The following is a 20044-nucleotide window of genomic DNA, read 5'->3' on the forward strand; positions in this document are numbered from 1 at the left end:
CGTCAGGCCGTGCCGCCCTTCGAAAGGAGCGCCATGCCCTTCTCCACGTTCAGCGCCGTGCGTACGCCCGAAAGCGTGAGGCCGAGTTCGACGAGCGTGATCGCGACCGAAGGCTGCATGCCGACGACGACCGTCTCGGCATCGAGCACGCGCGCCATGGCGGCCGTGTTGCCGATCATGCGTCCGATGAACGAATCGACCACGTCGAGCGAGGAAATGTCGATCAGGACGCCGCGCGCGCCGTCTTTCACGATGCGGCTCGTCAGATCGTCCTGCAGCGCGAGCGCGAGCCGGTCGTGCATGTCGACCTGAATGGTGACGAGCAGGAGCCTGCCCATCGTGAGAATCGGAATGCGTTCCATCGCTTGAAACCCCGTTCAGTCGCGTTGCGTTCGATGCGTGCTTCGAATGGCGAAAGGCTGCGTCATTCCGCTTGCAGCGAATCGAAGCCGTCGCTTGCGCGGCTGCCGCGCGAGGCGTCCTGCGCGGATCCGGCCGTCACCGACTTGCCCGTGCGCTGCAGCGCGACGACGAACGCCGACGCGAGCGTCGCCTTGGTCGTGACGTTCGTGAGATTCACGCCGAGATGAACGATGGTCTGCGCGATCTGCGGACGAATACCGCTGATGATGCAGTCCGCGCCCATCAGACGCGCCGCCGCGACCGTCTTCAGCAAGTGCTGCGCGACGAGCGTATCGACGGTCGGCACGCCGGTGATGTCGATGATCGAAATGGCCGCGCCCGTCTCGACGATCTTCTGCAGCAGGTTTTCCATCACGACTTGCGTGCGCGCCGAATCGAGCGTGCCGATGAGAGGCAGCGCGAGAATGCCGTCCCACAACTGCACGACGGGCGTCGACAGTTCGAGCAGTTCCTGCTGCTGGCGCACGATGACCTGCTCGCGGCTCGCCTGGAACACTTCGGTCGTGAAGAGCCCGAGCTCGTCGAAGAGCGTGCTGATCGTCCAGGTGAGATCGGCGAGCGCGGGGGCATCGTTGACGAGCGTGTCGCGCAAACGCGCGAAGAGCGGCTGCTTGAGCGAGAACACGAACATCGCGGTCTCGACGGGCGTGAAGCCCTGACGCGCACGCTGCGCCGACATTTCCGCGAGAAACGCGCGCACTTCCTGCCATGCGGACGATTTGAAATCGACGCGTTCGGAGGCGCCGAGCGCCGTCACGAGAAGCGACGTGAACTGGCTGAACTGATTGCGCAGTTCCGCCTCGCCGACGAGGCCGCGCCGCGCCGCGATGGCGTGCTGCTGCGCGAACCATTCCGCGAGCAATTGCTCCTGGTTGCTGGTGAACAGTTGGGCAAGCCGCGTTCCGCCGACCATTTCCATGCCGAGATCCCCGTGCGAATGATGTTATTGGGCGCCAAGCCCTGGAAGCTGGATTGTTGCATCGCCGCGAAAGCTATCGAAATAAAGCAACGCGAAGCGCTCGGAATGTAGCACGCCATCCCAAAAATCGACAGTGCGACAAGCCTTGCGGCACAAGCGATTCGAGGATTTCTTCCGTTTGTCGCGATGTGCGCTGCGCCGAATCGGCAAATGCTGCCGTGTGCGCGCGATCGCATGGACAATATCGGTCAAATATCCTGAACAAAGTCAAGCGCGCGTCCGATGCCATGTATAGCGGCCCGAATATTTTTTCGGCCGTCGCGCGGTGCAATACTCGGGCGACCCACTCAACGTCATAGACATTCGAGCTTGCCGGAGCGCACATGGCCCAAACGATTCATCCCGTCGACGAAGTGCTGCCCATCGGTCAGATGCTCGCGGTCGGCATTCAGCACGTACTCGTGATGTACGCGGGCGCGATCGCGGTGCCGCTCATCATCGGCGCAGCGCTCAAGCTGCCGAAGGAGCAGGTCGCGTTTCTGATCAGCTCGGACCTCTTCGCGTGCGGAGTCGTCACGCTGGTGCAGTGCATCGGCGTATGGAAATTCGGCATCCGCCTGCCGGTCATCATGGGCGTGAGCTTCGCGCCGGTCGGGCCGATGGTCGCGATGGCATCATCCGGTGCGGGCCTGCCGGCGATCTTCGGCGCGACCATCGCGGCGGGCGTGTTCGCGGTCCTGATCGCGCCGTTCTTCGGACGGCTGATGCGCTTCTTTCCGCCGATCGTCACGGGCACGATCATTCTGACGATCGGCATGACGCTCTTTCCCGTCGCGATCAACTGGGCGGGCGGCGGACGCGGCGCACCGAATTTCGGCGAGCCGCGCAATCTGATGATCGCGGGCATCGTGCTGCTCGCGATTCTGCTCATCAACAAGTATCTGAAGGGCTTCGTCGCGAATATTTCGGTGTTGCTCGGCATGGCGATCGGCTTCGTGATCGCGTTGCCGCTCGGCTTCGTCGATTTCGCGGGCGTCGGTCAAGCCGCGTGGTTCGCGCCGGTGCGGCCGTTCGCGTTCGGTATGCCGGTCTTCGATGTCGCGGCGATCGCCTCGCTGTGTCTCGTGATGGTCGTCATCATGGTGGAATCGCTCGGTATGTTCCTCGCGCTCGGCGATCTCGCGATGCGCCCCGTTTCGCGCATCGATGCGACGCGCGGACTGCGCACCGATGGTCTCGGCACGGTGATCGGCGGCATCTTCAATACGTTTCCGCATTCGTCGTTTTCGCAGAACATCGGGCTCGTGGGCATTACGGGCGTCAAAAGCCGCTGGGTGGTCGCGGTGTCGGGCGTGATCCTGATCCTGCTCGGGCTGCTGCCGAAGCTCTCGAATCTGATTGCTTCGATACCGGTGGTCGTGCTCGGCGGCGCGGGCATCGCGATGTTCGGCATGGTCGCGGCGACCGGCGTGAAGATCCTGAGCAAGGTCGATTTCGATAGCAAGAACAACTTGCTCATCATCGCGATCAGTCTCGGCGTGGGCGTGATTCCGCTTGCCGCGCCGGCGTTCTTCGCGCACATGCCGGCGTGGGCGGGACCGCTGACGCATAGCGGAATCACGCTCGCCGCGGTGTTCGCGATTCTGCTCAACGCGCTGTTCAATCGCGAGCGGGAAGCGGAGGACGTGGAGAAGGAGATCGCTGCGGAGATGCCTTTGAGCTTGCGGCAGGGGGATGTGGATGTGCGGGAGTGAGCGAGTTGCCGGAGATCCGGCCGCTGGCGCCACGCAAGCGGCTTGCAATCGCTCGCGCGCAACCGCGCCTTACCTAACCGCAAGGGCTTTGGGCCGGGATGAATTCGACCAGAACCTGGAAGCGCTCCGAATCGGGGACATTTGGAACGGTAGGCCAAATCTCATAGTCGACCTCGATACGCCTCTCTTCGACGCCGAGCGCACGAAGATAGCTAACGACGGATTCAACGCGCTTTTTTGTGACCGCCGTTCCGTCTCGTCGCCCTTTTCAAAATAGCCATAGAGAACAACAATGTCAGTCCGCGCGACGCTGTTGTTAGCGTCGACGAGCGTGCGCGCCAGATCAACTCGATGGCGATTTGACACCGACAAGTTGTCCGCGTCGAATTTGATCGATTGGATCCCGCGGAATTCATCTGGGTCATTTTTCTGTCGGTAACGATTCACCGCCCGTACATGAAATGCAGGCGCAAGCGCACGCATCCACACGCCGCAACTCCACTACCATACGAGGAACGCCAACCCGCCGCCGACACCGATGCGCGAAGTCCTCTGGATCGCCCTGCTCGCCATAGCGCTGGTCTACACGATCGCGCTCGCGGGCCTGTATTGGCTGCAAGGAAGGCTCGTCTATCCGCTCGAACAGATCGAAGCCTTCAAGAACGCCGATGTGGAAGCGCGCACCGAAGCAGTCGTCATCAGAACCGATGACGGCCTCGACCTGACCATGCGCTACAAAGCGCCGCCCGACGACGACGCGCCCACGGTCATCCTCTTTCACGGCAATGGCGAAGACCTTTTCCAGCGCGGTCATGTTGCATTGGAGATGATCGAAGCGGGCTATGGCGTGCTGGTCGCCGAATATCGCGGCTACGGCGGCAATCCCGGCAGGCCGCACGAAGCCGGCCTTTACGCCGATGCGCGCGCCGCCTACGCCTACGCCGCGGCGCGTTCACGCAACATCGTGCTGCACGGTTATTCGCTCGGCTCGGGTGTCGCCGTGCAGCTTGCAAGCGTCGCGAAGATCCATGCGCTGATGCTCGAAGCGCCGTTCACGAGCATCGTCGATGTCGCCGCGAAACGCTTCCGGCTCTTTCCCGTGCGGCTGCTCGCACGCGATCGCTACGAAAGCCTCGCGAAAATCGCATCGATCGATGCGCCGCTCTTGATCTACGGCGGCACGAAAGACGGCGTGATTCCGCCCGAACACTTCCAGCGTCTCTTCGATGCAGCACGCGGCGACAAGCGTCTCGCGCTCATCGAAGACGCCGATCATCTCGACGTTTGGACGATGGGCGGCCGCGAACACGCGATGCAATTCCTCGCGTCGCTGCAACCGACGCGCGACACGCTGCAAGCCTAAGCCGATTTCTTGCGCGTGCGCCCGAGCTTGAGCGTGACCCACGCCGGCGCATGATCGCTCGCATGCGGCTCGCCGCGCACCCATTTGTCGACGCCCGCCGCCTCCAGCTTCTTCGCGAGATCCTTGCTAAGAAGGATGTGATCGATGCGCAAGCCGGAATTCGTCTGCCAATGATTGCGGAAGTAATCCCAGAACGTATAGATGCGCTCATCGGGAAACTTCTGCTTCAGCGCATCGGTCCAGCCTTGCGCGAGCAAATCCGCGTAGGCCGCGCGGCTCTCCGGCTGCAACAGCGCGTCCTTCAGCCACGAGCGCGTGTTGTAGATGTCGTCATCGGTCGGCACGACGTTGTAATCGCCCGCGAGCACGACGGGATGTCCGCTATCGAGCAACATCTTCGCATGCGCGTTGAAGCGCGCGAACCATTCGAGCTTGTAATCGAACTTCGGGCCGGGCTGCGGATTGCCGTTCGGAAGATAAAGACAGCCGATCAGCAAGCCGCCCACGGCCGCCTCGATATAACGGCTATGCGTATCGTCTTCGTAACCCGGCAGCCCGCGCCGGCTCAGCACCGGCTCCGCGTCTTTCGCGAGAATCGCCACGCCGTTCCACGATTGCTGCCCATGCCATAGCGCGCCGTAGCCCGCGTTCGCGATCGCGTCGGCGGGAAACTGCGCGTCGGTCGCTTTCAGTTCCTGCAGGCAGACGATATCGGGCGATTCGCGTTCGAGCCATGTCAGCAAGGCGTCGAGCCGCGGACGGATGCCGTTGATGTTGAAGGTCGCGATTTTCACTCGGCGTCTCTCCATCGGTGGATCGGGATCGATGCTACACGCGTCGCAGTTTGCGTGCCGCGTCGCGAACCACGCCGGGAGATTCAGCGCTTCTCGCTGTCGAGATGCGCCATCTGCACGGCCTCGTAGCGATCGCCCGCCGCCGCGCCCTTCGGCACCGCCGCTTCGATCGCGGCGAGGTCATCCTTCGTGAGCGCGACATCGAGCGCCCCGAGCGATTCCGTCAGCCGGTCGCGACGGCGCGCGCCGACGACAGGCACGATGTCATCGCCCTGCGCGAGCACCCACGCGATCGCGATCTGCGCGACGCTCACGCCCTTTGCATCGGCGATCTTGCGCAACGCATCGACGAGCGCGAGATTGCGTTCGACGTTGCCTTGCTGAAAGCGCGGACTGTTCGCGCGCCAGTCGCCGGATTGCGCGGCGTCGCGGCTCCAGTGTCCGCTGATGAGTCCGCGCGACAGCACGCCGTACGCCGTGATGCCGATGCCGAGTTCGCGGCATGCCGGAAGAATCGATTCCTCGAGGCCGCGCGAAATCAGCGAGTATTCGATCTGCAGATCGCACACCGCATGCACGGCGGCGGCACGGCGAATCGTGTCCGCGCCGACTTCCGACAATCCGACGTGGCGCACATAGCCCGCGTCGATCATCTCGGCGATCGCGCCGACGGTGTCTTCGACCGGCACGTTCGCATCGAGGCGCGCGGGCCGATAAATGTCGATATGTTCGACGCCGAGCCGCTGCAATGTATACGCGAGCGAATTCTTCACGGCGACGGGCCGTCCATCGAACGCGATGAACCGGCCGGCCGGATCGCGCATGCCGCCGAATTTCACGCTGAGAATCGCCGCATCGCGGCGTGAAGGCGGCGCGCTTCTCAACGCTTCGCCGATCAGCATTTCGTTGTGCCCCATGCCGTAGAAGTCGCCGGTGTCGAGCAGCGTCACGCCCGCTTCGAGGGCCGCGTGTATCGTCGCGATGCTCTCCGCGCGATCCGACGGCCCGTACATGCCCGACATGCCCATGCATCCGAGGCCGATCGCCGACGATTGCGGTCCGTTCTTTCCGAGCTTGCGTTGTTCCATGTTCGTTCTCTCCTTGAAGAATGGAGACGATTATGGGAGCAAACCTCGCGTGCGATAATCCGCCTCAATCCGAATGGGCTGTGCGCCCCAGCGAACAATGGGTGAGAGATGAGCGAACCGGATTTGTCGGATCTTCACGCGTTTCTGGCCGTCGCGCGGTCGCGTGGCTTCAGGCAGGCGGCGCTGTTGCGCGGCGTGTCGGCGTCGTCGCTGAGCGAGGCCATACGCAGGCTCGAAACGCGTCTGGGCGTGCGGCTTTTGAATCGCACGACGCGCAGCGTCACGCCGACCGAAGCGGGCGAGCGGCTCATCGAACGCCTCGGGCCCGCGTTCGCGGAAATCGCGGGCGCGCTCGATGCCGTCAACGGCTTTCGCGACAGCCCGACCGGCACGTTGCGCCTGAACGTCCCGCGCATCGTGTCACGCGAGATCCTGCCGCCAATCGTCGCGCGTTTTCTGACGGCGCATCCGGGCATCAAGCTGGAGATCAGCGCAACCGATACCTTCATCGACGTGCTCGCCGCCGGTTTCGATGCGGGCATCCGTTATGACGAGCGCATCGAGCGCGACATGATCGCCGTGCCGATCGGGCCGCGCACGCAACGCTTCGTCGCGGTGGCGTCGCCGGCTTATCTCGCGGCGCACGGCGAGCCGAAGCATCCGCGCGAACTCGTGAATCACGCGTGCATCGGGCATCGTTTCGATAGCGGCGTGCTGGCCGTGTGGGAATTCATGCGCGGCAAGGAAACGATACGCATCGCGCCGGAAGGACCGCTCGTCACGTCGTCGATCGAGATCAGCCGAAGCGCGGCCATCGCGGGATTGGGCCTCGTCTATACGTTCGACGAGTTCGTGCGCGCGGCCATCGACGATGGCGCGCTCGTGCCCGTGCTCAAACCGTGGTGGCAGAGTTTCACCGGGCCGCGTCTCTATTATCCGAGCCGCGCGCACATGCCGGGGCCGTTGCGCGCGTTCATCGACTTCATTCGCGCGGGGAATTGAGCGCGCTCATTGCTGCACGCCCCAGCGGCGCACGGTCACGCGCTCGATCGTATCGAAGACGAGATGCTCCACAGCAAGGCCGATCACGATGACCGCAGCCAGTCCCGCGAACACGCGGTCCGTGTAAAGCTCGTTGCGGTTCTGGAAGATGTACCAGCCGAGCCCGCCCTTGCCCGAGCTCGCGCCGAACACGAGCTCCGCCGCGATCAGCGTGCGCCACGCGAAGGCCCAGCCCACGCGCAAGCCCGCGAGAATCGAAGGCAACGCGGCGGGCACCAGAATCAGCATCACATGGCGCATGCCGTTGAGACCGTAGTTGCGGCCCGTCATGCGCAAGGTCGTCGGCACGGCCTGAAAGCCCGCATACGTGTTGAGCGCGAGCGGCCACAACACCGAATGCACGAGCACGAAAAGCAGGCTTCCGGTGCCGAGGCCGAACCACAGCAACGCGAGCGGCAACAGCGCGATGGAAGGCAGCGGATTGAACATCGCGGTGAGCATCGAAAGGATGTCGCGGCCGATGCGCGTCGAGACCGCAAGCGATGTCAGCGCGAACGCGAGCGCCGCGCCGAGCGCATAGCCGCGCAGCAGTACCGACATCGAAATGCCGATCTTCTCGATGAGTTCGCCCGACGCGATGCCCTGCACGAATGCGACGAAGGTCGCGCTGAAAGTGGGCAACAGCAGATCGTTATCGACGGCGCGTGCGGCGATTTCCCACAACGCGATCAGCACGAGCGCGATGATCGACTTGCGCAGCCACGCACGATCCGCTAGCCGCTTCGACAGCGGCAACGGCGCTTCATGTTCGACGGCGACGCTCGCGGCAGGCGCGATTTCATACTCGGGCCGCACGGGCGGCACGATCGGATGCGGCGTGCTCATTGCGCGCGCTCCTCTTCGAACAACAGACGATGAATGCGCGCGACGCTCTGCTGAAACTCGCCGCGACCCAGGCTGTCCTGCGTGTATTGATGACTGTTGAGCTCGGCGCGCACGCGTCCCGGATGCGGCGTCAGCAGCAGAATGCGATTGCCGACGATCAGCGCTTCCTCGATCGAGTGCGTGACGAACAACAGCGTGAATCGCTCGTCGCTCCAGAGGCGCAAGAGCTCTTCCTGCATGCGGCGTCGCGTGAGCGCATCGAGTGCGGCGAAGGGCTCGTCCATCAGCAGCACGCGCGGCTGCATCGCGAGGGCGCGTGCAATGGCGACGCGCTGCTTCATGCCGCCCGACAGCGTATGCGGATACGCATCGGCGAATTTGGCGAGACCGACCTTGTCGAGATAATGCAGCGCGCGTTCGCGAGCTTCGGCGCGGCCGAGCTTGCGCGCGACGCGCAGCGGAAAGGCGACGTTCTGCACGACGGTCTTCCACGGCGGCAACTGATCGAACTCCTGAAACACGACGATGCGATCCGCGCCCGGCCCGCGCACACGTTCACCGCCGATTTCGATGCTGCCTCCAACCGGCTCGATGAAGCCCGCAACGGCCTTGAGCAAGGTCGACTTGCCGCAGCCCGAAGGCCCGAGCAGCACGAAGCGGTCGGCGCCGTAGACATCGAAGCTGACATCGTGCGTCGCGCGAACGAGCCGCTCCGGCGTGCGGTATTCGAGCGTGACGTTCTTCGCGCTGAGAAGCTTGCCGCTCGTCGCAGCCTCACGATCGGCTTCGTGCGAATAAAGCGCTTGGGGATTGGCGGCCATGTTCATCTGCCCGATTGCAAACGATCACGATACCGGCGCGCTGCGCTCGAGCGAACCAATCATTGCGCATATCGAATCCGCAATCGCCGATAAGCGGCGTCAGCTTCCGTCTTTCGTCGCGGGATCGGTAAAGAAGTAATCCTGCCACGACTTCGGCTCGTTCTTGATGACGCCGACGCGATGCATGAACTGCGCGAGCCCGAACGTGTTTTGCGGCGCGACCTTGAATTGCACCGACGGATCCTTGATCACCTTGATAAGCAAATCGCGGTCGATCTTCGCGTTGTTCACGCGCAGATAAATATCGGCGGCTTGTTCCGGATGTTGCGTGATATAGCGCGCGGCATCGGCAAGACCGGCGACAAACGCGCGATACGTCTTCGGATTCTCGTTGCGGAATTTCTCGGTCGCGTAGAGCACCGTCGCGGAACTGGGGCCGCCGAGCACATCGTATGAATTGAGCACGATATGCGCTTTTGGATTGCCCGCGAGTTCCTGCTGCTGGAACGGCGGATTGCCGAAGTGCGCGTTGATCTCCGTGCCGCCCGCGATGAGCGCCGCGGCTGCGTCCGGATGCGGCACCGCTTGCGTGAGCTTGTCGAGGCGGTTGTATTCCTTGTCGCCCCATTGCTTCGCCGCCGCGTATTGCAGGACGCGCGATTGCACCGACACGCCGACTGCCGGCACCGCGATGCGATCCTTGTCGGTGAAATCGGCGATGGTTTTTACGCGCGGATCGTTCGATACGAGGTAATACGGGAAGTTGCCGAGCGACGCGACGCCCTTCACGTTTTGCCGTCCGTGCGTGCGGTCCCAGATCGTCAGCAACGGGCCGACGCCCGCCGCGGCGATATCGACCGAGCCGGACAACAGCGCATCGTTGACGCTCGATCCGCCCGACAGCTTCGCCCAGTCGACCTTGATATCGAGCCCTTCCTTCTTGCCTTCCTGCTCGATGAACTTCTGATCGCGCGCGACATTGAGCAGCAGATACACGACGCCGAATTGCTCGGCGATGCGCAACGTGCCTTCGGCATGCGCGCTCGCCGACGTGACGCCGATCGCGAGCGAAAGCGCCGCGACGAGCGCGCGTGCGCCGCCCTTCCCGGTTCGAGAATGCATCGATGAAACCCCGTAAAAATAGTGGCTTTTTAGAAAGGCGCGTCGCCTTCGATGGTCGTGCGATAGAGCTTGCGGCGCTGATCGTCGGGCGTGCCGGCGGCGAGATGCATCACCGAGCGGTTGTCCCAGAAGACCATGTCGCGTTCGCGCCATTGATGGCGATAGACGAACTCGCTTTGCGTGCTATGCGCGAAGAGTTCCGCGAGCAAGGCGCGGCTTTCGTCTTCCGGCAGACCGATGATGCGCGTCGTGAAATGCTCGCTCACGAAGAGCGCGCGACGCTTGGTTTCCGGATGCGTCCGCACGATCGGATGCGTCACCGGCTTGACTTGCGCGATCTGCTCCGCCGACAGATTCGGACGCCACGGACTGCGCTTTTGCAGCTCGCCGTATTTGGCGAGATAGGTGTGTTCGGCGACGCGGCCTTCGACTGCATCGCGCAGATGCGCGGGCAGCGTGTCCCACGCGAGATGCTGATTCGCGAACAGCGTGTCGCCGCCGGTCGCGGGCAATTCCTGCGCGTGCAGCATCGAGCCGAGACTCGGCTTGTCCTTGTACGAAAGATCGGAATGCCAGAAATGACCCGCATCGCCGAGACCGATCGGCTTGCCGTTCTCGACGATGTTCGACACGATCAGCACTTCCGGATGCCCCCCGAGCCCGAACTGATGCAGCACGTGAATCTGCAGCGGACCGAAGCGCTTGCTGAACGCGACCTGTTCGTCGGGCGTGATGCGCTGATCGCGAAACACGAGAACGTGATGATCCAGATGCGCGCGATGGATGCGCGCGAAATCGGCTTGTGACAATGGCTTCGACAGATCGAGCCCGATGACTTCCGCGCCGAGCGGCGCATCGAACGGGCGAATCTCGATGGATTGATCGGCGGCAGCGTGCTCGGCAATGGAGGCAGTGAGAATCGTCACGTCGGACTAATGGCAATCGATAGCTTGGGGAAGCGATCAATCTAACGCGCGGCGATTCGCGCGGCAACGAAGCATCTGCGATTACGTTATGCGCCTATGAAATAAGGCGCGCTTCAGTCGCCGGCGATATCGAACGGCAATTCGACCTGCACCGGCTCGACGAAGCCGCTTTCGTCGCGCCCGGCGAGCGCGCTGACGCGTACGCCGAGCAGACGGATGCGGCGATCGAGCACGATGCGCTTCAGGCATTCGGTCGCGGCGCGGCGAATCTCGACGGGATCGGCGGTCGCGACGGGCACGGTCAGATCGCGCGTCACGGTGCGGAAGTCGTCGAAGCGCAGCTTGATGCCGACCGTGCGCCCGACGTAGCCCTTGCGCTGCAAGTCTTCGGCGACGCGCGTGCACAGCCCCGTGAACTCGGCGGAAAGCGTCGCGCGATCCTGCTTCGGATGAAAGTCCCGCTCGAAGGTCGTCTCGCGGCTCATCGACTTGGGCGTCGAAGTGACGACGACAGGCCGCTCGTCCTGCCCCTGCGCGATGCGCGCGAGCCACGCGGCGTACGTGTGGCCGAAATGCGTCTGCAGGAAACCGGGATCGGCGGCGGCGATATCGCCCACGGTCACGATGCCGAGCGCCGCGAGCTTCTCGTTCGCCTTCGGTCCGATGCCGTTCACCTTGCGCGCGGCGAGCGGCCAGATGCGCGTTGGCAGATCGTCCATCGTGAGGATGGTGAGACCGTCGGGCTTGTCGAGCTCGGAGCCGATCTTCGCGAGCAGCTTGTTCGGCGCGATGCAGATCGAGCAGGTGAGGCCCGTCGCGTCGTGCACGGCGTCCTTCATGCGCTGGCCGATCTCCGCGGATTCGCCGGGTAGATCGCTGACATCGATATAAATTTCGTCGATGCCGCGATTCTCGATCTGCGTGGTGAACGTCGCGACGGCCGCCTTGAAAAGCCGCGAATAATGGCGATAGGACTCGAAATCGGTCGGCAGAAGAATTGCGTCGGGCGCGAGCTGGGCGGCTTTCATCATGCCCATCGCGGAAAAGACGCCGAACTTGCGCGCCTCGTAGGTAGACGTGGTGACGACGCCGCGACCCGCGTAATCGCGCAGACGCTTGAAGCGGCGCGTGCCGTCGGGCAACGTTTCAGGCGTGGCGCTGCGCCCGCCGCCGACCACGACGGGCATGCCGCGCAATTCCGGATAACGCAGAAGTTCGACCGACGCGAAGAAGGCGTCCATGTCGAGATGCGCGATGCGGCGCGGTGCGGATGTGGAGGACAGCGCGTCCATCGCGGCGACGAGAGCAGAAAAATGGCTTACTGTACATCCATACAGGTGTTCGCGCTAGAGGCCGCCCGTCGCGATGGCCGGCTCATTCCGGCGTGCGCTTTTCCGCGAGTGCGCGGCGGCAATCGTCGAAAACCTGCCGCACGACATCCGATTGATAGTTGAGGTCTTCGCTATCGAGAATTTCCTCGACGGCGTCGCGGGCCCAGTCGGCTTCGAGCATCGCGCAATGCTGCGTGGCGATGTCGCGGGCGATGGCCGCGAGCTTCGCGACCGTCAGCCAGTCCGCGAGCCGCTGATGACGGTCGAGCCACTTGTGCGCGGCCTGTACGTGAAACGAGGCCGCCGGCCAGTCGCCATTGAGGTAATACGCGCCGAGACTGCCGCATGTGAGCCAGCACAGCAACTCGACGCGGTCGCGGGCACTGAGGGTACGAGACACATCGTTCATGGCGGCCTTCACGAGAGACGATCGACGAATGCGAACAGCGCACAGTTCCGTATGAAACCCCTATTAAAACAAGATAGCACGGGATGGTGCGGCGCGGCAGTGCCTTCCCGCAGCGTGATCCGCGTCACGGTGCGTTGGCGAACGCTTCGTCATGCGAAGAGCAGCATCGCGCATGCCGCGAGTCGCTGCTTCGCGCTCTCATTCGCTGCTAATTCAGCGCGCATAACCTGCTTTCGTCGGCCCCACTCATCGGCCTGCATTCAACGACGGGAGCACATCATGTTTGAACGTCTCACTCACTCCATCGACCATCTCTTTTCGATCCGCACCGCGCAGGAAGCCCGCGACGACTATCTCGCATCGTCGAGCGATCTCGCGGATCTCGAACGGCGCATGCGTCAGATCGAAACGCAGGATCACGACTACAGCATGTATTTTTGCGGCGCGCTCGGCCGTCGATACGACGAGCATTGACCCGCGCCGCCGATGTCGCGCGCGCTATTTCGTTTCCTCGCGGCCGGCCTGGCCGAGCATCACCGTCCAGCCGAGGCCGCGCACGTTGCGGATCACGCCCGCGCCGAATTTCTTGCGCACCGAATGGATCAGCACGTCGACCGCGTTGCTCTCCACTTCCTTGCCCCAGCCGTAGAGACGGTCTTCGAGTTGATCGCGCGAGAAGATCGTGCCGGGACGTTCGAGCAGCGCGTGCATCAGCGCGAATTCACGCGCGGACAGCACGCCCGACGTCTCTCCGCACGTAAGCGTACGCTGATCGAGATTGAGGCAGAGCGAATCGTCGCCGAGGCGCGAGACCGCGTAGCCCGCCTTGCGGCGCAGCACCGCGCGGATGCGCGCCAGCAGTTCGGGCATGTCGAAGGGCTTGAGCAGATAGTCGTCGGCGCCGAGATCGAGGCCCTGGACGCGTGTGTCGAGATCGTCGCGCGCGGTGAGGATCAGCACCGGCGTCGCGTTGCCGGACGTGCGCGCCTGCCGCAAGAGTTCGATGCCCGTCATGCCCGGCAAGCCGAGATCGAGCAGCACGACGGTGTACTCGGCCGCGTTGATCGCCTCGCGGCCCGCGTTGCCGTCGCGGACCCAGTCGACGGCGTAATCGGCGTCCTTGAGCGCACGCATCAGGCTCGTGCCGATCTGCACGTCGTCTTCGATCAGAAGAATTCGCATGTTCCACCCCGCGTCCCGCGAGAATGGCGCGCGCCACGCGCCCGGAATGCGGCCCGAAGGATCTGGGAAAACGGAAAACGCACGACCGGTCATTTTGAGTGTTCTACTGACCGGCGACGATCGCTTCGCGCCACGCAGCGAATGCATTGTAATCGGCGGAAAACAGCGCGCAAAACACTAAAGGTTCAACGCGGGCGATGGCACGCTTTCGCTCGCCTCCTCGACCGGAAAACCGATCGAAGCGACGATGCCCGAGCGCCCGTCGCTGCGATTTTTGAGCGTCACGTCGCCGCCGTAACGCGCGGCAATCGCCTTCACGATCGACAGCCCCAGCCCGCTGCCCTCGATGTCCGGATTCGCGCGGAAAAAGCGGTCGAACACGCGCGGCAGCAACGCTTCGTCGATGCCCGGCCCCGTGTCGACGACATCGATCCAGACCATGTCGCCATCGCGCCGCGTGCGCAGGTCGATGGTGCCGCCATCGGGCGTATAGCGCACCGCGTTCGACACGAGATTCTTCACCGCCATGCCGATGTCGGTTTCCACCGCGCGCACGTGCGCGTTCACCATTTCCTCCGCGCCGATATCCATGCCGCGCGACAAGGCGATCGGCAGCACGTCGGCGACGGCGGCCGTCACCACGTCCGCGATGTTCACGCGCGCGAGCGGCGCGCCGTTCATCGGCGCATCGGCGCGCGCCATCCGCAAGAGTTGCGTAATCAGCTTGCCGCTGCGCGCGATGCCCTTGCGCAACTCCTGAAAGCGCTCCTGATTGCCGGGATAGATATGCGGCGCGAGATTGTCGGCCTGAAGCTGCAGCGCGGTGAGCGGCGTGCGCAATTCGTGCGCGGCATCGGCGATGAACTTGCGCTCCTTCTCGATCGATGTCGCGAGGCGCTCGATCATCGTGTTGATCGAATGGATGAAGGGCGCGATTTCCGTGGGCACGCCGACGGTCGGCAGCGGCTGCAGATGACCCATGTCGATGGCGCGGACTTCCTCGCCCAGCTCGTTCAACTGACGCAGCGAGCGCCGCACGACGAGCGCGACCGCGATCCACACGAGCGGCAAAAGCACCGCGATCGGCCAGAGCGTTTGCGTCGCGGCTTCCTGCGTGATTTCGCGCCGGATCGACGAGCGCTGCGCGACCTGGATCGTCATCGTCGGCTCCTGGCGCGTGAACATGCGCCAATGCTCGCCGTTGACGTCGACGCCGGAAAAACCCGGCTGCGCGTCGCGCGGAAAGTGCAGCGACGGGTCGGTCGTGCGGAAAGGCAGCGCCTCGCCCGGCTTCCACACCACGGCGACGACGTCGCGCTCGTCCTGGGTGCCGCGTGCGGGATTTTTCGGCAGGCTGTCGGCGAGTCCGTCGCGCAGACGCGCCGCCACTTGTTCGAGCCGCATGTCGAGCAGCGCGCTCATGCCGGTCTTGCTCAACTGATACGAACTCACGCCCTGCACGACGCCGATCACGCTGACGAGCAGCCCGAGCGCGAGCACCAGCTGATTCTTCAGTGATTTGATCATGCGAGTCCGCCGCTTCGGAAGGGAACGGGGCAAAGCTGCAGCCCGTTCGATTTTAGGCGACATTCCCGGGGATTTAGGTCTGAAAGACGACATGTGCGTGGCAGATGCGCGTAAGCGCGGAAAAAAATGCGCCGGTCCGAATCACGGCCGGCGCCAAGGGCTGAGGAGAATACGTGAAACGGGCCGCCGGATTGCTCGGGGAAGCATGCTGCCCGTCCACGTACAGAAGGTAGGCCCGAAGAATTAGCGTTGAATGAGCGCGCAAATGCGCATCGAGCAGCGATTCGCGCGGCGGGATAACATTGCATCCGGCGCTTTCTCATCGGCGACATTGCTTCGGCTGCAAGGAATCCGCAAGCCGGGGCGTCGCCGCCGCATCTTCATTTTTCGAGCATGGCCCGTTCGCGCGCATGGTTGTCTCGTACGCGCGGCGGGCGATATGCCTTCCTGCCCGCATGTCACAGAACAGCAAAACCGTCCGTCCCCTCGTCATCGGCGCGGTGATGGCCTCGATGGCCATGGTCGCGATCGAAGCCACCATCGTCTCCACCGCGATGCCGCAAATCGCGACGCAGCTCGGGGGCCTCAATCTGTATAGCTGGGTGTTCTCGTCGTTCCTGCTCACGCAGACGGCGCTCACGGTCGTGTTCGGCAAGCTCGCCGATCTCTACGGCCGCAAGCCGGCGATCCTCGCGGGCATCGCGATCTTTCTGATCGGCTCGGTGCTCGCGGGCTTCGCGTGGTCGATGCCCGCGATGATCGTCTTCCGGCTGATTCAGGGCGTCGGCGCGGGCGCGATCCTGCCGGTCGCGCTGACGGTCGTCGGCGATCTCTATCCGGCGCGCGAGCGCGGCAAGGTGCAGGGCTATCTCGCGAGCGTGTGGGCCGTGTCCGCCGTGCTCGGGCCGATGGTGGGCGGCCTGCTGATTCGCCAGTTCTCGTGGGCGTGGATCTTCTGGATCAACGTGCCGATCGGCATACTGGCCGCGCTGCTTTTCACGCTCTTTCTGCACGAGGAAAAGCGCCACGACCGTCCGGCGATCGATCTCGCGGGCGCGTTCTTCTTCACCGCCGCCGTCGCCGCGCTGATGATGGCGCTCACCGACGCCGGCCACGCGAGCAATGCGCGCGTCGGCGTGGAGATCGGCGTGTTCGTGCTCGCGATCGTGTGCTTCGTGATTCAGGAGCGCCGCGCCGCCGATCCGATGATCTCGTTCAGGCTGTGGTCGCATCGGCCGATTGCCGCGAGCAACGTCGCGACGGTCCTCGCCGGCATGGCGATGATGGGCCTCACCACTTTCCTGCCGATGTACGTGCAGGGCGTGATGCATCGCACGCCGGTGGAAGCGGGCCTCGCGCTCACGATGATGATGATCGGCTGGCCGAGCGGCGCCACTTTCACGTCGCGCGCGTTCAGCCGCATCGGCCTGAGGCGTCTGTTGATGATCGGCCCGGTCTTCATTCCGCTGGGCGCGTTGCCGTTCGTGCTGCTCGGTCCGCAATCGAGCCCGGTCTGGGCGGGCGTCGGTTCGGCGGTGCTGGGCTTTGGCATGGGCATCACAAGCGTGTCCTGCCTCATCCTGATACAGGAAATCGTGCAGCCGATGGAACGCGGCAGCGCGACGGCATCGAACCTCTTTTCGCGCAACCTCGGCAATACGCTCGGTGCAGCCGTGTTCGGCGCGGTGCAGAACTACGGCCTCACGCACACGGCCGGCCTGCCGCCCGTTCATGCGGATCAGCTGAAGCAACTGCTGTCGTCCGTGCCCGGCGACTTCGCGATGAACAACGAGATTCGCCTCGTGCTGCACCATTCGCTGCATCTGACCTTCACGGCGATGTTCGTGATCGCGCTAGGCACCGTGATTTCGATGCTGTTCATGCCGAAGATCGACATCGGGCGCGCGAAGGGCACGGTCGAGACGGTCGGCGCGGCCGATGCGAAAAACGCCGCAAATCAGGCGTTTCATTGAACGCGCCGCGTCCCGCCGAGACGACCGGCGGAACGCGGTCTCATGCAAAAAGCGCTCAATCCTGCGCCTGAATGAGCGGGCTGTCCTGCTTCGCCTTCCCGGCGCCTGCATCGTTGCCTGGCTGAGCGTCCTGCGCGATCGTCTGCATGTTCATGCCTTGCTGCGAGACGGGCGCGCCTTCCATCGGCGAATAGTGCGGCGCGGGGCCGTATCCGCTTGCGAGCGCGTAGGAAGCGCATGCGAGCGCCGCGACGAAGATGATGCCTTTGAGATTGCCGGTCATGGTAGTGCTCCTGAGGGTTTCACGAATCCACTTCATCGGCCTCGTCGCACTGCCTGCCCAGCACCGACCTTCTGAAATGTGAACGCAGTCTACGTGCGCGCATCGGCGTTGAAATCCCTCCAGAAGCACGGCTGAAAGCGGGTGGTGCGATCGCCGCGCGCCGTTTCGCGGCCCGGCACGCCGATAGCTACGCTCACTAAAGGCATGGCAGCGATGCCGGGGCTCCGGGTAGACTGTGGCGTCGGCGGACCTTTTGTCCAGGAAACGTCCGCCGCTGCGCCGACCACCCGAACCATGACCAGACCTAAAGCCGACTCGCCCCTCGACCTCGCCCGCCACGCGCCATCCGAGCCCGCCATGAGCGAGCCGCAGTATCACGCGCTCGTCGATGCGATCGAAGACTGCGCGATCTTCATGCTCGACCTGAGCGGCCGCATCACGAGCTGGAACAAGGGCGCGCGCAAGATCAAGGGCTATGAGGCGCACGAAATCATCGGACAGCATCTGTCGCGCTTTTACACGGCGGAATCGGTGGCGCGCGGCTGGCCCGAGTACGAGCTGAAGCAGGCCTACGCGACCGGGCGCTTCGAGGACGAAGGCTGGCGCGTGCGCAAGGACGGCACGCTGTTCTGGGCCAATGTCGTCATCACGGCGGCGCGCAATACGCAGGGCGAGATCATCGGCTACGCGAAGTACACGCGCGATCTCACCGCGAAGCGCGCCGAGGAAGAGAAGCTGCGGCTCTCGGAAGAGCGCTTTCGTCTGCTCGTGGAAAGCGTCAGCGATTACGCGATCTTCATGCTCGATCCGGCCGGCCATATCGCAAGCTGGAATACGGGCGCGATGCGAATCAAGGGTTATCAGCCGTCGGAGATCCTGGGCAAGCACTTTTCGATGTTCTATTGCCCCGAGGATCTCGAAGCCAACCTCCCCGAGATCGAACTGCAGACCGCGATCCGCACGGGCCGCGTGGAGAGCGAAGGCTGGCGCGTGCGCAAGGACGGCTCGCTCTTCTGGGCGAACGTGGTGATCAACGCGGTGTACGACGAGCATCGCGTGCTGCGCGGCTTCGCGAAGGTCACGCGCGACATGAGCGACAGAAAGCGCCTCGATCAGCTCGAAGTGTCGTCGCGGCGCATCAGCGAGTTTCTCGCAACGCTCGCGCACGAGTTGCGCAATCCGCTCGCGCCGGTGCGCAATGCGATCGGCGTGATGCAGATGGAAAGCGACGTGCCGGAACGCATCGCCGCATGCCGCGACATCATCGACAGACAGACTTCGCATCTCGGCCGGCTCGTCGACGATCTGCTCGACATGGGCCGCATCACGACCGGCAAGATCGATCTGCGCATGACGCGCGTGGACGTGAGCGAGATCGTCGCGCGCAGCATCGAGCTCGTGCATCCGTTCACCGACGAACGCGCGCAGAACGTCGTCACCAAGCTGCCGTCCGAGCCCGTTCATGTGATGGGCGACATCACGCGGCTCGTGCAGGTCGTGCAGAACCTGTTGAACAACGCGTCGAAGTTCTCGCCGCGCGCCAGCACGATCCGCGTCGAAGTCGAGCGCGAGGCGACAGCGCTGCTGCTGAAAGTGATCGACAAGGGGCGCGGCATCTCGCAGAAGGGTCTCACGTCCATCTTCGATCTGTTCGTGCAGGAGGATCACTATCTCAATCCCGGCGAGGCGGGCCTCGGCATCGGGCTGACGCTGTGCCGGTCGATCGTCGAGATGCACGGGGGGTCGATCAGCGCGGCGAGCGCCGGACCGAATCAGGGCAGCACGTTCGTCGTGCGCCTGCCTTACGCGTCCGACCACGATGCGCCGCGGCCGCATCGCGTGCTCGCGCAGACTGCGACGCTAGGCACGGGCGGCGGCCTGCGCATCGTCGTGATCGACGACAACCAGGATTCCGCCGACAGCCTCGCGCTGCTCTTGCAGATGAAAGGCCACGACGTGCGTACCGCGTATCACGGCAAGGAAGGACTCGACGTGATCCGCCATTTCCCGCCGCAACTGATTCTGCTCGATCTCGCCTTGCCCGACATGGACGGTCACGCGGTGCTGCGCGCGCTGCGCTCGCAGCGGCTCATCGGGCGTGCGACGGTGGTCGCGATGACGGGCTTCGGACAGGACAGCGACAAGGAACGCTCCGCGCAGGCGGGCTTCGACGCGCATCTGGTGAAGCCGGTGGATTTCGACGTGCTGGACCGGTTGCTGGAGGAGGTGGCGAAGCGGTGAG

At 63.9% G+C, this 20044-nt stretch carries 19 protein-coding genes; 6 read left to right on the forward strand and 13 right to left on the reverse strand.

The annotated features are described in order from the left end of the window. Nucleotides 1-2 precede the first annotated feature (2 nt). Nucleotides 3-362: an STAS domain-containing protein gene (locus tag BG60_RS27715; RefSeq protein WP_008354417.1), complete on the reverse strand. Its 360-nt coding sequence runs from the start codon at nucleotides 360-362 to the stop codon at nucleotides 3-5. Between the two features lie 62 nt (nucleotides 363-424). Continuing rightward, on the reverse strand, nucleotides 425-1342 hold the full coding sequence (locus BG60_RS27720; protein ID WP_008354416.1) for an STAS domain-containing protein: 918 nt from the start codon (nucleotides 1340-1342) through the stop codon (nucleotides 425-427). Nucleotides 1343-1725: 383 nt separating this feature from the next. Between BG60_RS27720 and BG60_RS27725 the strand changes: the two genes are divergently transcribed. Together BG60_RS27725 and BG60_RS27735 are read left to right on the forward strand one after the other, a co-directional pair. Further along, nucleotides 1726-3096 (forward strand): nucleobase:cation symporter-2 family protein, encoded by a 1371-nt coding sequence (locus BG60_RS27725; protein ID WP_008354415.1) that lies wholly within the window; start codon nucleotides 1726-1728, stop codon nucleotides 3094-3096. Between the two features lie 538 nt (nucleotides 3097-3634). After that, a complete protein-coding gene (locus tag BG60_RS27735; protein WP_008354414.1) occupies nucleotides 3635-4459 on the forward strand; it encodes an alpha/beta hydrolase in 825 nt (274 codons plus the stop codon). Here the strand turns inward: BG60_RS27735 and BG60_RS27740 are convergent. After that, nucleotides 4456-5268 (reverse strand): exodeoxyribonuclease III, encoded by an 813-nt coding sequence (locus tag BG60_RS27740; RefSeq protein WP_033536902.1) that lies wholly within the window; start codon nucleotides 5266-5268, stop codon nucleotides 4456-4458. The two genes, BG60_RS27735 and BG60_RS27740, sit on opposite strands and share 4 nt — an antisense overlap. Nucleotides 5269-5336: 68 nt before the next feature. Further along, nucleotides 5337-6341, reverse strand: coding sequence for an aldo/keto reductase (locus BG60_RS27745; RefSeq protein ID WP_008354411.1), 1005 nt, complete (start codon nucleotides 6339-6341; stop codon nucleotides 5337-5339). A gap of 108 nt (nucleotides 6342-6449) precedes the next feature. On the opposite strand from BG60_RS27745, the gene BG60_RS27750 reads away from it, so the two are divergent. Next, complete coding sequence (locus tag BG60_RS27750; protein WP_008354410.1) at nucleotides 6450-7343, forward strand: LysR family transcriptional regulator; 894 nt, start codon at nucleotides 6450-6452, stop codon at nucleotides 7341-7343. A 6-nt stretch (nucleotides 7344-7349) separates the two neighbouring features. On the opposite strand, the gene BG60_RS27755 is transcribed toward BG60_RS27750, so the two are convergent. The 6 genes from BG60_RS27755 to BG60_RS27780 all read right to left on the reverse strand — a co-directional run bounded on the left by BG60_RS27755 (nucleotide 7350) and on the right by BG60_RS27780 (nucleotide 12837). Then, nucleotides 7350-8228 carry an ABC transporter permease gene (locus BG60_RS27755; RefSeq protein ID WP_008354409.1) on the reverse strand — a complete coding sequence of 293 codons (879 nt, stop codon included), beginning with the start codon at nucleotides 8226-8228 and terminating at the stop codon, nucleotides 7350-7352. Further along, nucleotides 8225-9049, reverse strand: a complete 825-nt coding sequence (locus BG60_RS27760) for an ABC transporter ATP-binding protein (RefSeq protein ID WP_008354408.1) — start codon at nucleotides 9047-9049, stop codon at nucleotides 8225-8227. The genes BG60_RS27755 and BG60_RS27760 overlap by 4 nt, the downstream gene beginning before the upstream one ends. Before the next feature lie 99 nt (nucleotides 9050-9148). Then, a complete protein-coding gene (locus BG60_RS27765; protein ID WP_008354407.1) occupies nucleotides 9149-10171 on the reverse strand; it encodes an ABC transporter substrate-binding protein in 1023 nt (340 codons plus the stop codon). 29 nt (nucleotides 10172-10200) lie between these two features. Further along, entirely contained in the window at nucleotides 10201-11097 is an 897-nt protein-coding gene (locus tag BG60_RS27770) for a TauD/TfdA dioxygenase family protein (protein WP_008354406.1), read from the reverse strand. Nucleotides 11098-11210: 113 nt separating this feature from the next. Further along, complete coding sequence (dinB, locus tag BG60_RS27775) at nucleotides 11211-12389, reverse strand: DNA polymerase IV (RefSeq protein ID WP_008354404.1); 1179 nt, start codon at nucleotides 12387-12389, stop codon at nucleotides 11211-11213. 82 nt (nucleotides 12390-12471) lie between these two features. Then, nucleotides 12472-12837 (reverse strand): hypothetical protein, encoded by a 366-nt coding sequence (locus tag BG60_RS27780; protein WP_008354403.1) that lies wholly within the window; start codon nucleotides 12835-12837, stop codon nucleotides 12472-12474. Between the two features lie 279 nt (nucleotides 12838-13116). On the opposite strand from BG60_RS27780, the gene BG60_RS27785 reads away from it, so the two are divergent. Next, nucleotides 13117-13311 (forward strand): DUF3563 family protein, encoded by a 195-nt coding sequence (locus BG60_RS27785; protein ID WP_008354402.1) that lies wholly within the window; start codon nucleotides 13117-13119, stop codon nucleotides 13309-13311. A 24-nt stretch (nucleotides 13312-13335) separates the two neighbouring features. Here the strand turns inward: BG60_RS27785 and BG60_RS27790 are convergent, their stop codons facing one another. Continuing rightward, nucleotides 13336-14019: a response regulator transcription factor gene (locus BG60_RS27790; protein ID WP_033536934.1), complete on the reverse strand. Its 684-nt coding sequence runs from the start codon at nucleotides 14017-14019 to the stop codon at nucleotides 13336-13338. 177 nt (nucleotides 14020-14196) lie between these two features. Continuing rightward, on the reverse strand, nucleotides 14197-15546 hold the full coding sequence (locus tag BG60_RS27795; protein WP_008354400.1) for a sensor histidine kinase: 1350 nt from the start codon (nucleotides 15544-15546) through the stop codon (nucleotides 14197-14199). A gap of 455 nt (nucleotides 15547-16001) precedes the next feature. Here BG60_RS27795 and BG60_RS27800 point away from each other — a divergent pair, with 455 nt between their 5' ends. Continuing rightward, nucleotides 16002-17519: an MDR family MFS transporter gene (locus BG60_RS27800; protein WP_008354399.1), complete on the forward strand. Its 1518-nt coding sequence runs from the start codon at nucleotides 16002-16004 to the stop codon at nucleotides 17517-17519. Between the two features lie 55 nt (nucleotides 17520-17574). On the opposite strand, the gene BG60_RS27805 is transcribed toward BG60_RS27800, so the two are convergent. Beyond that, nucleotides 17575-17802 (reverse strand): hypothetical protein, encoded by a 228-nt coding sequence (locus BG60_RS27805; RefSeq protein ID WP_008354398.1) that lies wholly within the window; start codon nucleotides 17800-17802, stop codon nucleotides 17575-17577. A gap of 357 nt (nucleotides 17803-18159) precedes the next feature. Between BG60_RS27805 and BG60_RS27810 the strand changes: the two genes are divergently transcribed. Then, entirely contained in the window at nucleotides 18160-20043 is a 1884-nt protein-coding gene (locus BG60_RS27810; RefSeq protein WP_008354396.1) for a PAS domain-containing hybrid sensor histidine kinase/response regulator, read from the forward strand. Nucleotide 20044 lies beyond the last annotated feature (1 nt).

The sequence above is a fragment of the Caballeronia zhejiangensis genome (assembly GCF_000698575.1).
GTDB lineage: Bacteria > Pseudomonadota > Gammaproteobacteria > Burkholderiales > Burkholderiaceae > Caballeronia > Caballeronia zhejiangensis.

What these genes read in the sequence shown, in the direction of transcription:
- BG60_RS27715 (WP_008354417.1), bottom strand. Translation starts at nt 362, where the DNA reads ATGGAACGCATTCCGATTCTCACGATGGGCAGGCTCCTGCTCGTCACC.
- BG60_RS27720 (WP_008354416.1), bottom strand. Translation starts at nt 1,342, where the DNA reads ATGGAAATGGTCGGCGGAACGCGGCTTGCCCAACTGTTCACCAGCAAC.
- BG60_RS27725 (WP_008354415.1), top strand. Translation starts at nt 1,726, where the DNA reads ATGGCCCAAACGATTCATCCCGTCGACGAAGTGCTGCCCATCGGTCAG.
- BG60_RS27735 (WP_008354414.1), top strand. Translation starts at nt 3,635, where the DNA reads ATGCGCGAAGTCCTCTGGATCGCCCTGCTCGCCATAGCGCTGGTCTAC.
- BG60_RS27740 (WP_033536902.1), bottom strand. Translation starts at nt 5,268, where the DNA reads ATGGAGAGACGCCGAGTGAAAATCGCGACCTTCAACATCAACGGCATC.
- BG60_RS27745 (WP_008354411.1), bottom strand. Translation starts at nt 6,341, where the DNA reads ATGGAACAACGCAAGCTCGGAAAGAACGGACCGCAATCGTCGGCGATC.
- BG60_RS27750 (WP_008354410.1), top strand. Translation starts at nt 6,450, where the DNA reads ATGAGCGAACCGGATTTGTCGGATCTTCACGCGTTTCTGGCCGTCGCG.
- BG60_RS27755 (WP_008354409.1), bottom strand. Translation starts at nt 8,228, where the DNA reads ATGAGCACGCCGCATCCGATCGTGCCGCCCGTGCGGCCCGAGTATGAA.
- BG60_RS27760 (WP_008354408.1), bottom strand. Translation starts at nt 9,049, where the DNA reads ATGGCCGCCAATCCCCAAGCGCTTTATTCGCACGAAGCCGATCGTGAG.
- BG60_RS27765 (WP_008354407.1), bottom strand. Translation starts at nt 10,171, where the DNA reads ATGCATTCTCGAACCGGGAAGGGCGGCGCACGCGCGCTCGTCGCGGCG.
- dinB (WP_008354404.1), bottom strand. Translation starts at nt 12,389, where the DNA reads ATGGACGCGCTGTCCTCCACATCCGCACCGCGCCGCATCGCGCATCTC.
- BG60_RS27780 (WP_008354403.1), bottom strand. Translation starts at nt 12,837, where the DNA reads ATGAACGATGTGTCTCGTACCCTCAGTGCCCGCGACCGCGTCGAGTTG.
- BG60_RS27785 (WP_008354402.1), top strand. Translation starts at nt 13,117, where the DNA reads ATGTTTGAACGTCTCACTCACTCCATCGACCATCTCTTTTCGATCCGC.
- BG60_RS27790 (WP_033536934.1), bottom strand. Translation starts at nt 14,019, where the DNA reads ATGCGAATTCTTCTGATCGAAGACGACGTGCAGATCGGCACGAGCCTG.
- BG60_RS27795 (WP_008354400.1), bottom strand. Translation starts at nt 15,546, where the DNA reads ATGATCAAATCACTGAAGAATCAGCTGGTGCTCGCGCTCGGGCTGCTC.
- BG60_RS27800 (WP_008354399.1), top strand. Translation starts at nt 16,002, where the DNA reads ATGTCACAGAACAGCAAAACCGTCCGTCCCCTCGTCATCGGCGCGGTG.
- BG60_RS27805 (WP_008354398.1), bottom strand. Translation starts at nt 17,802, where the DNA reads ATGACCGGCAATCTCAAAGGCATCATCTTCGTCGCGGCGCTCGCATGC.
- BG60_RS27810 (WP_008354396.1), top strand. Translation starts at nt 18,160, where the DNA reads ATGAGCGAGCCGCAGTATCACGCGCTCGTCGATGCGATCGAAGACTGC.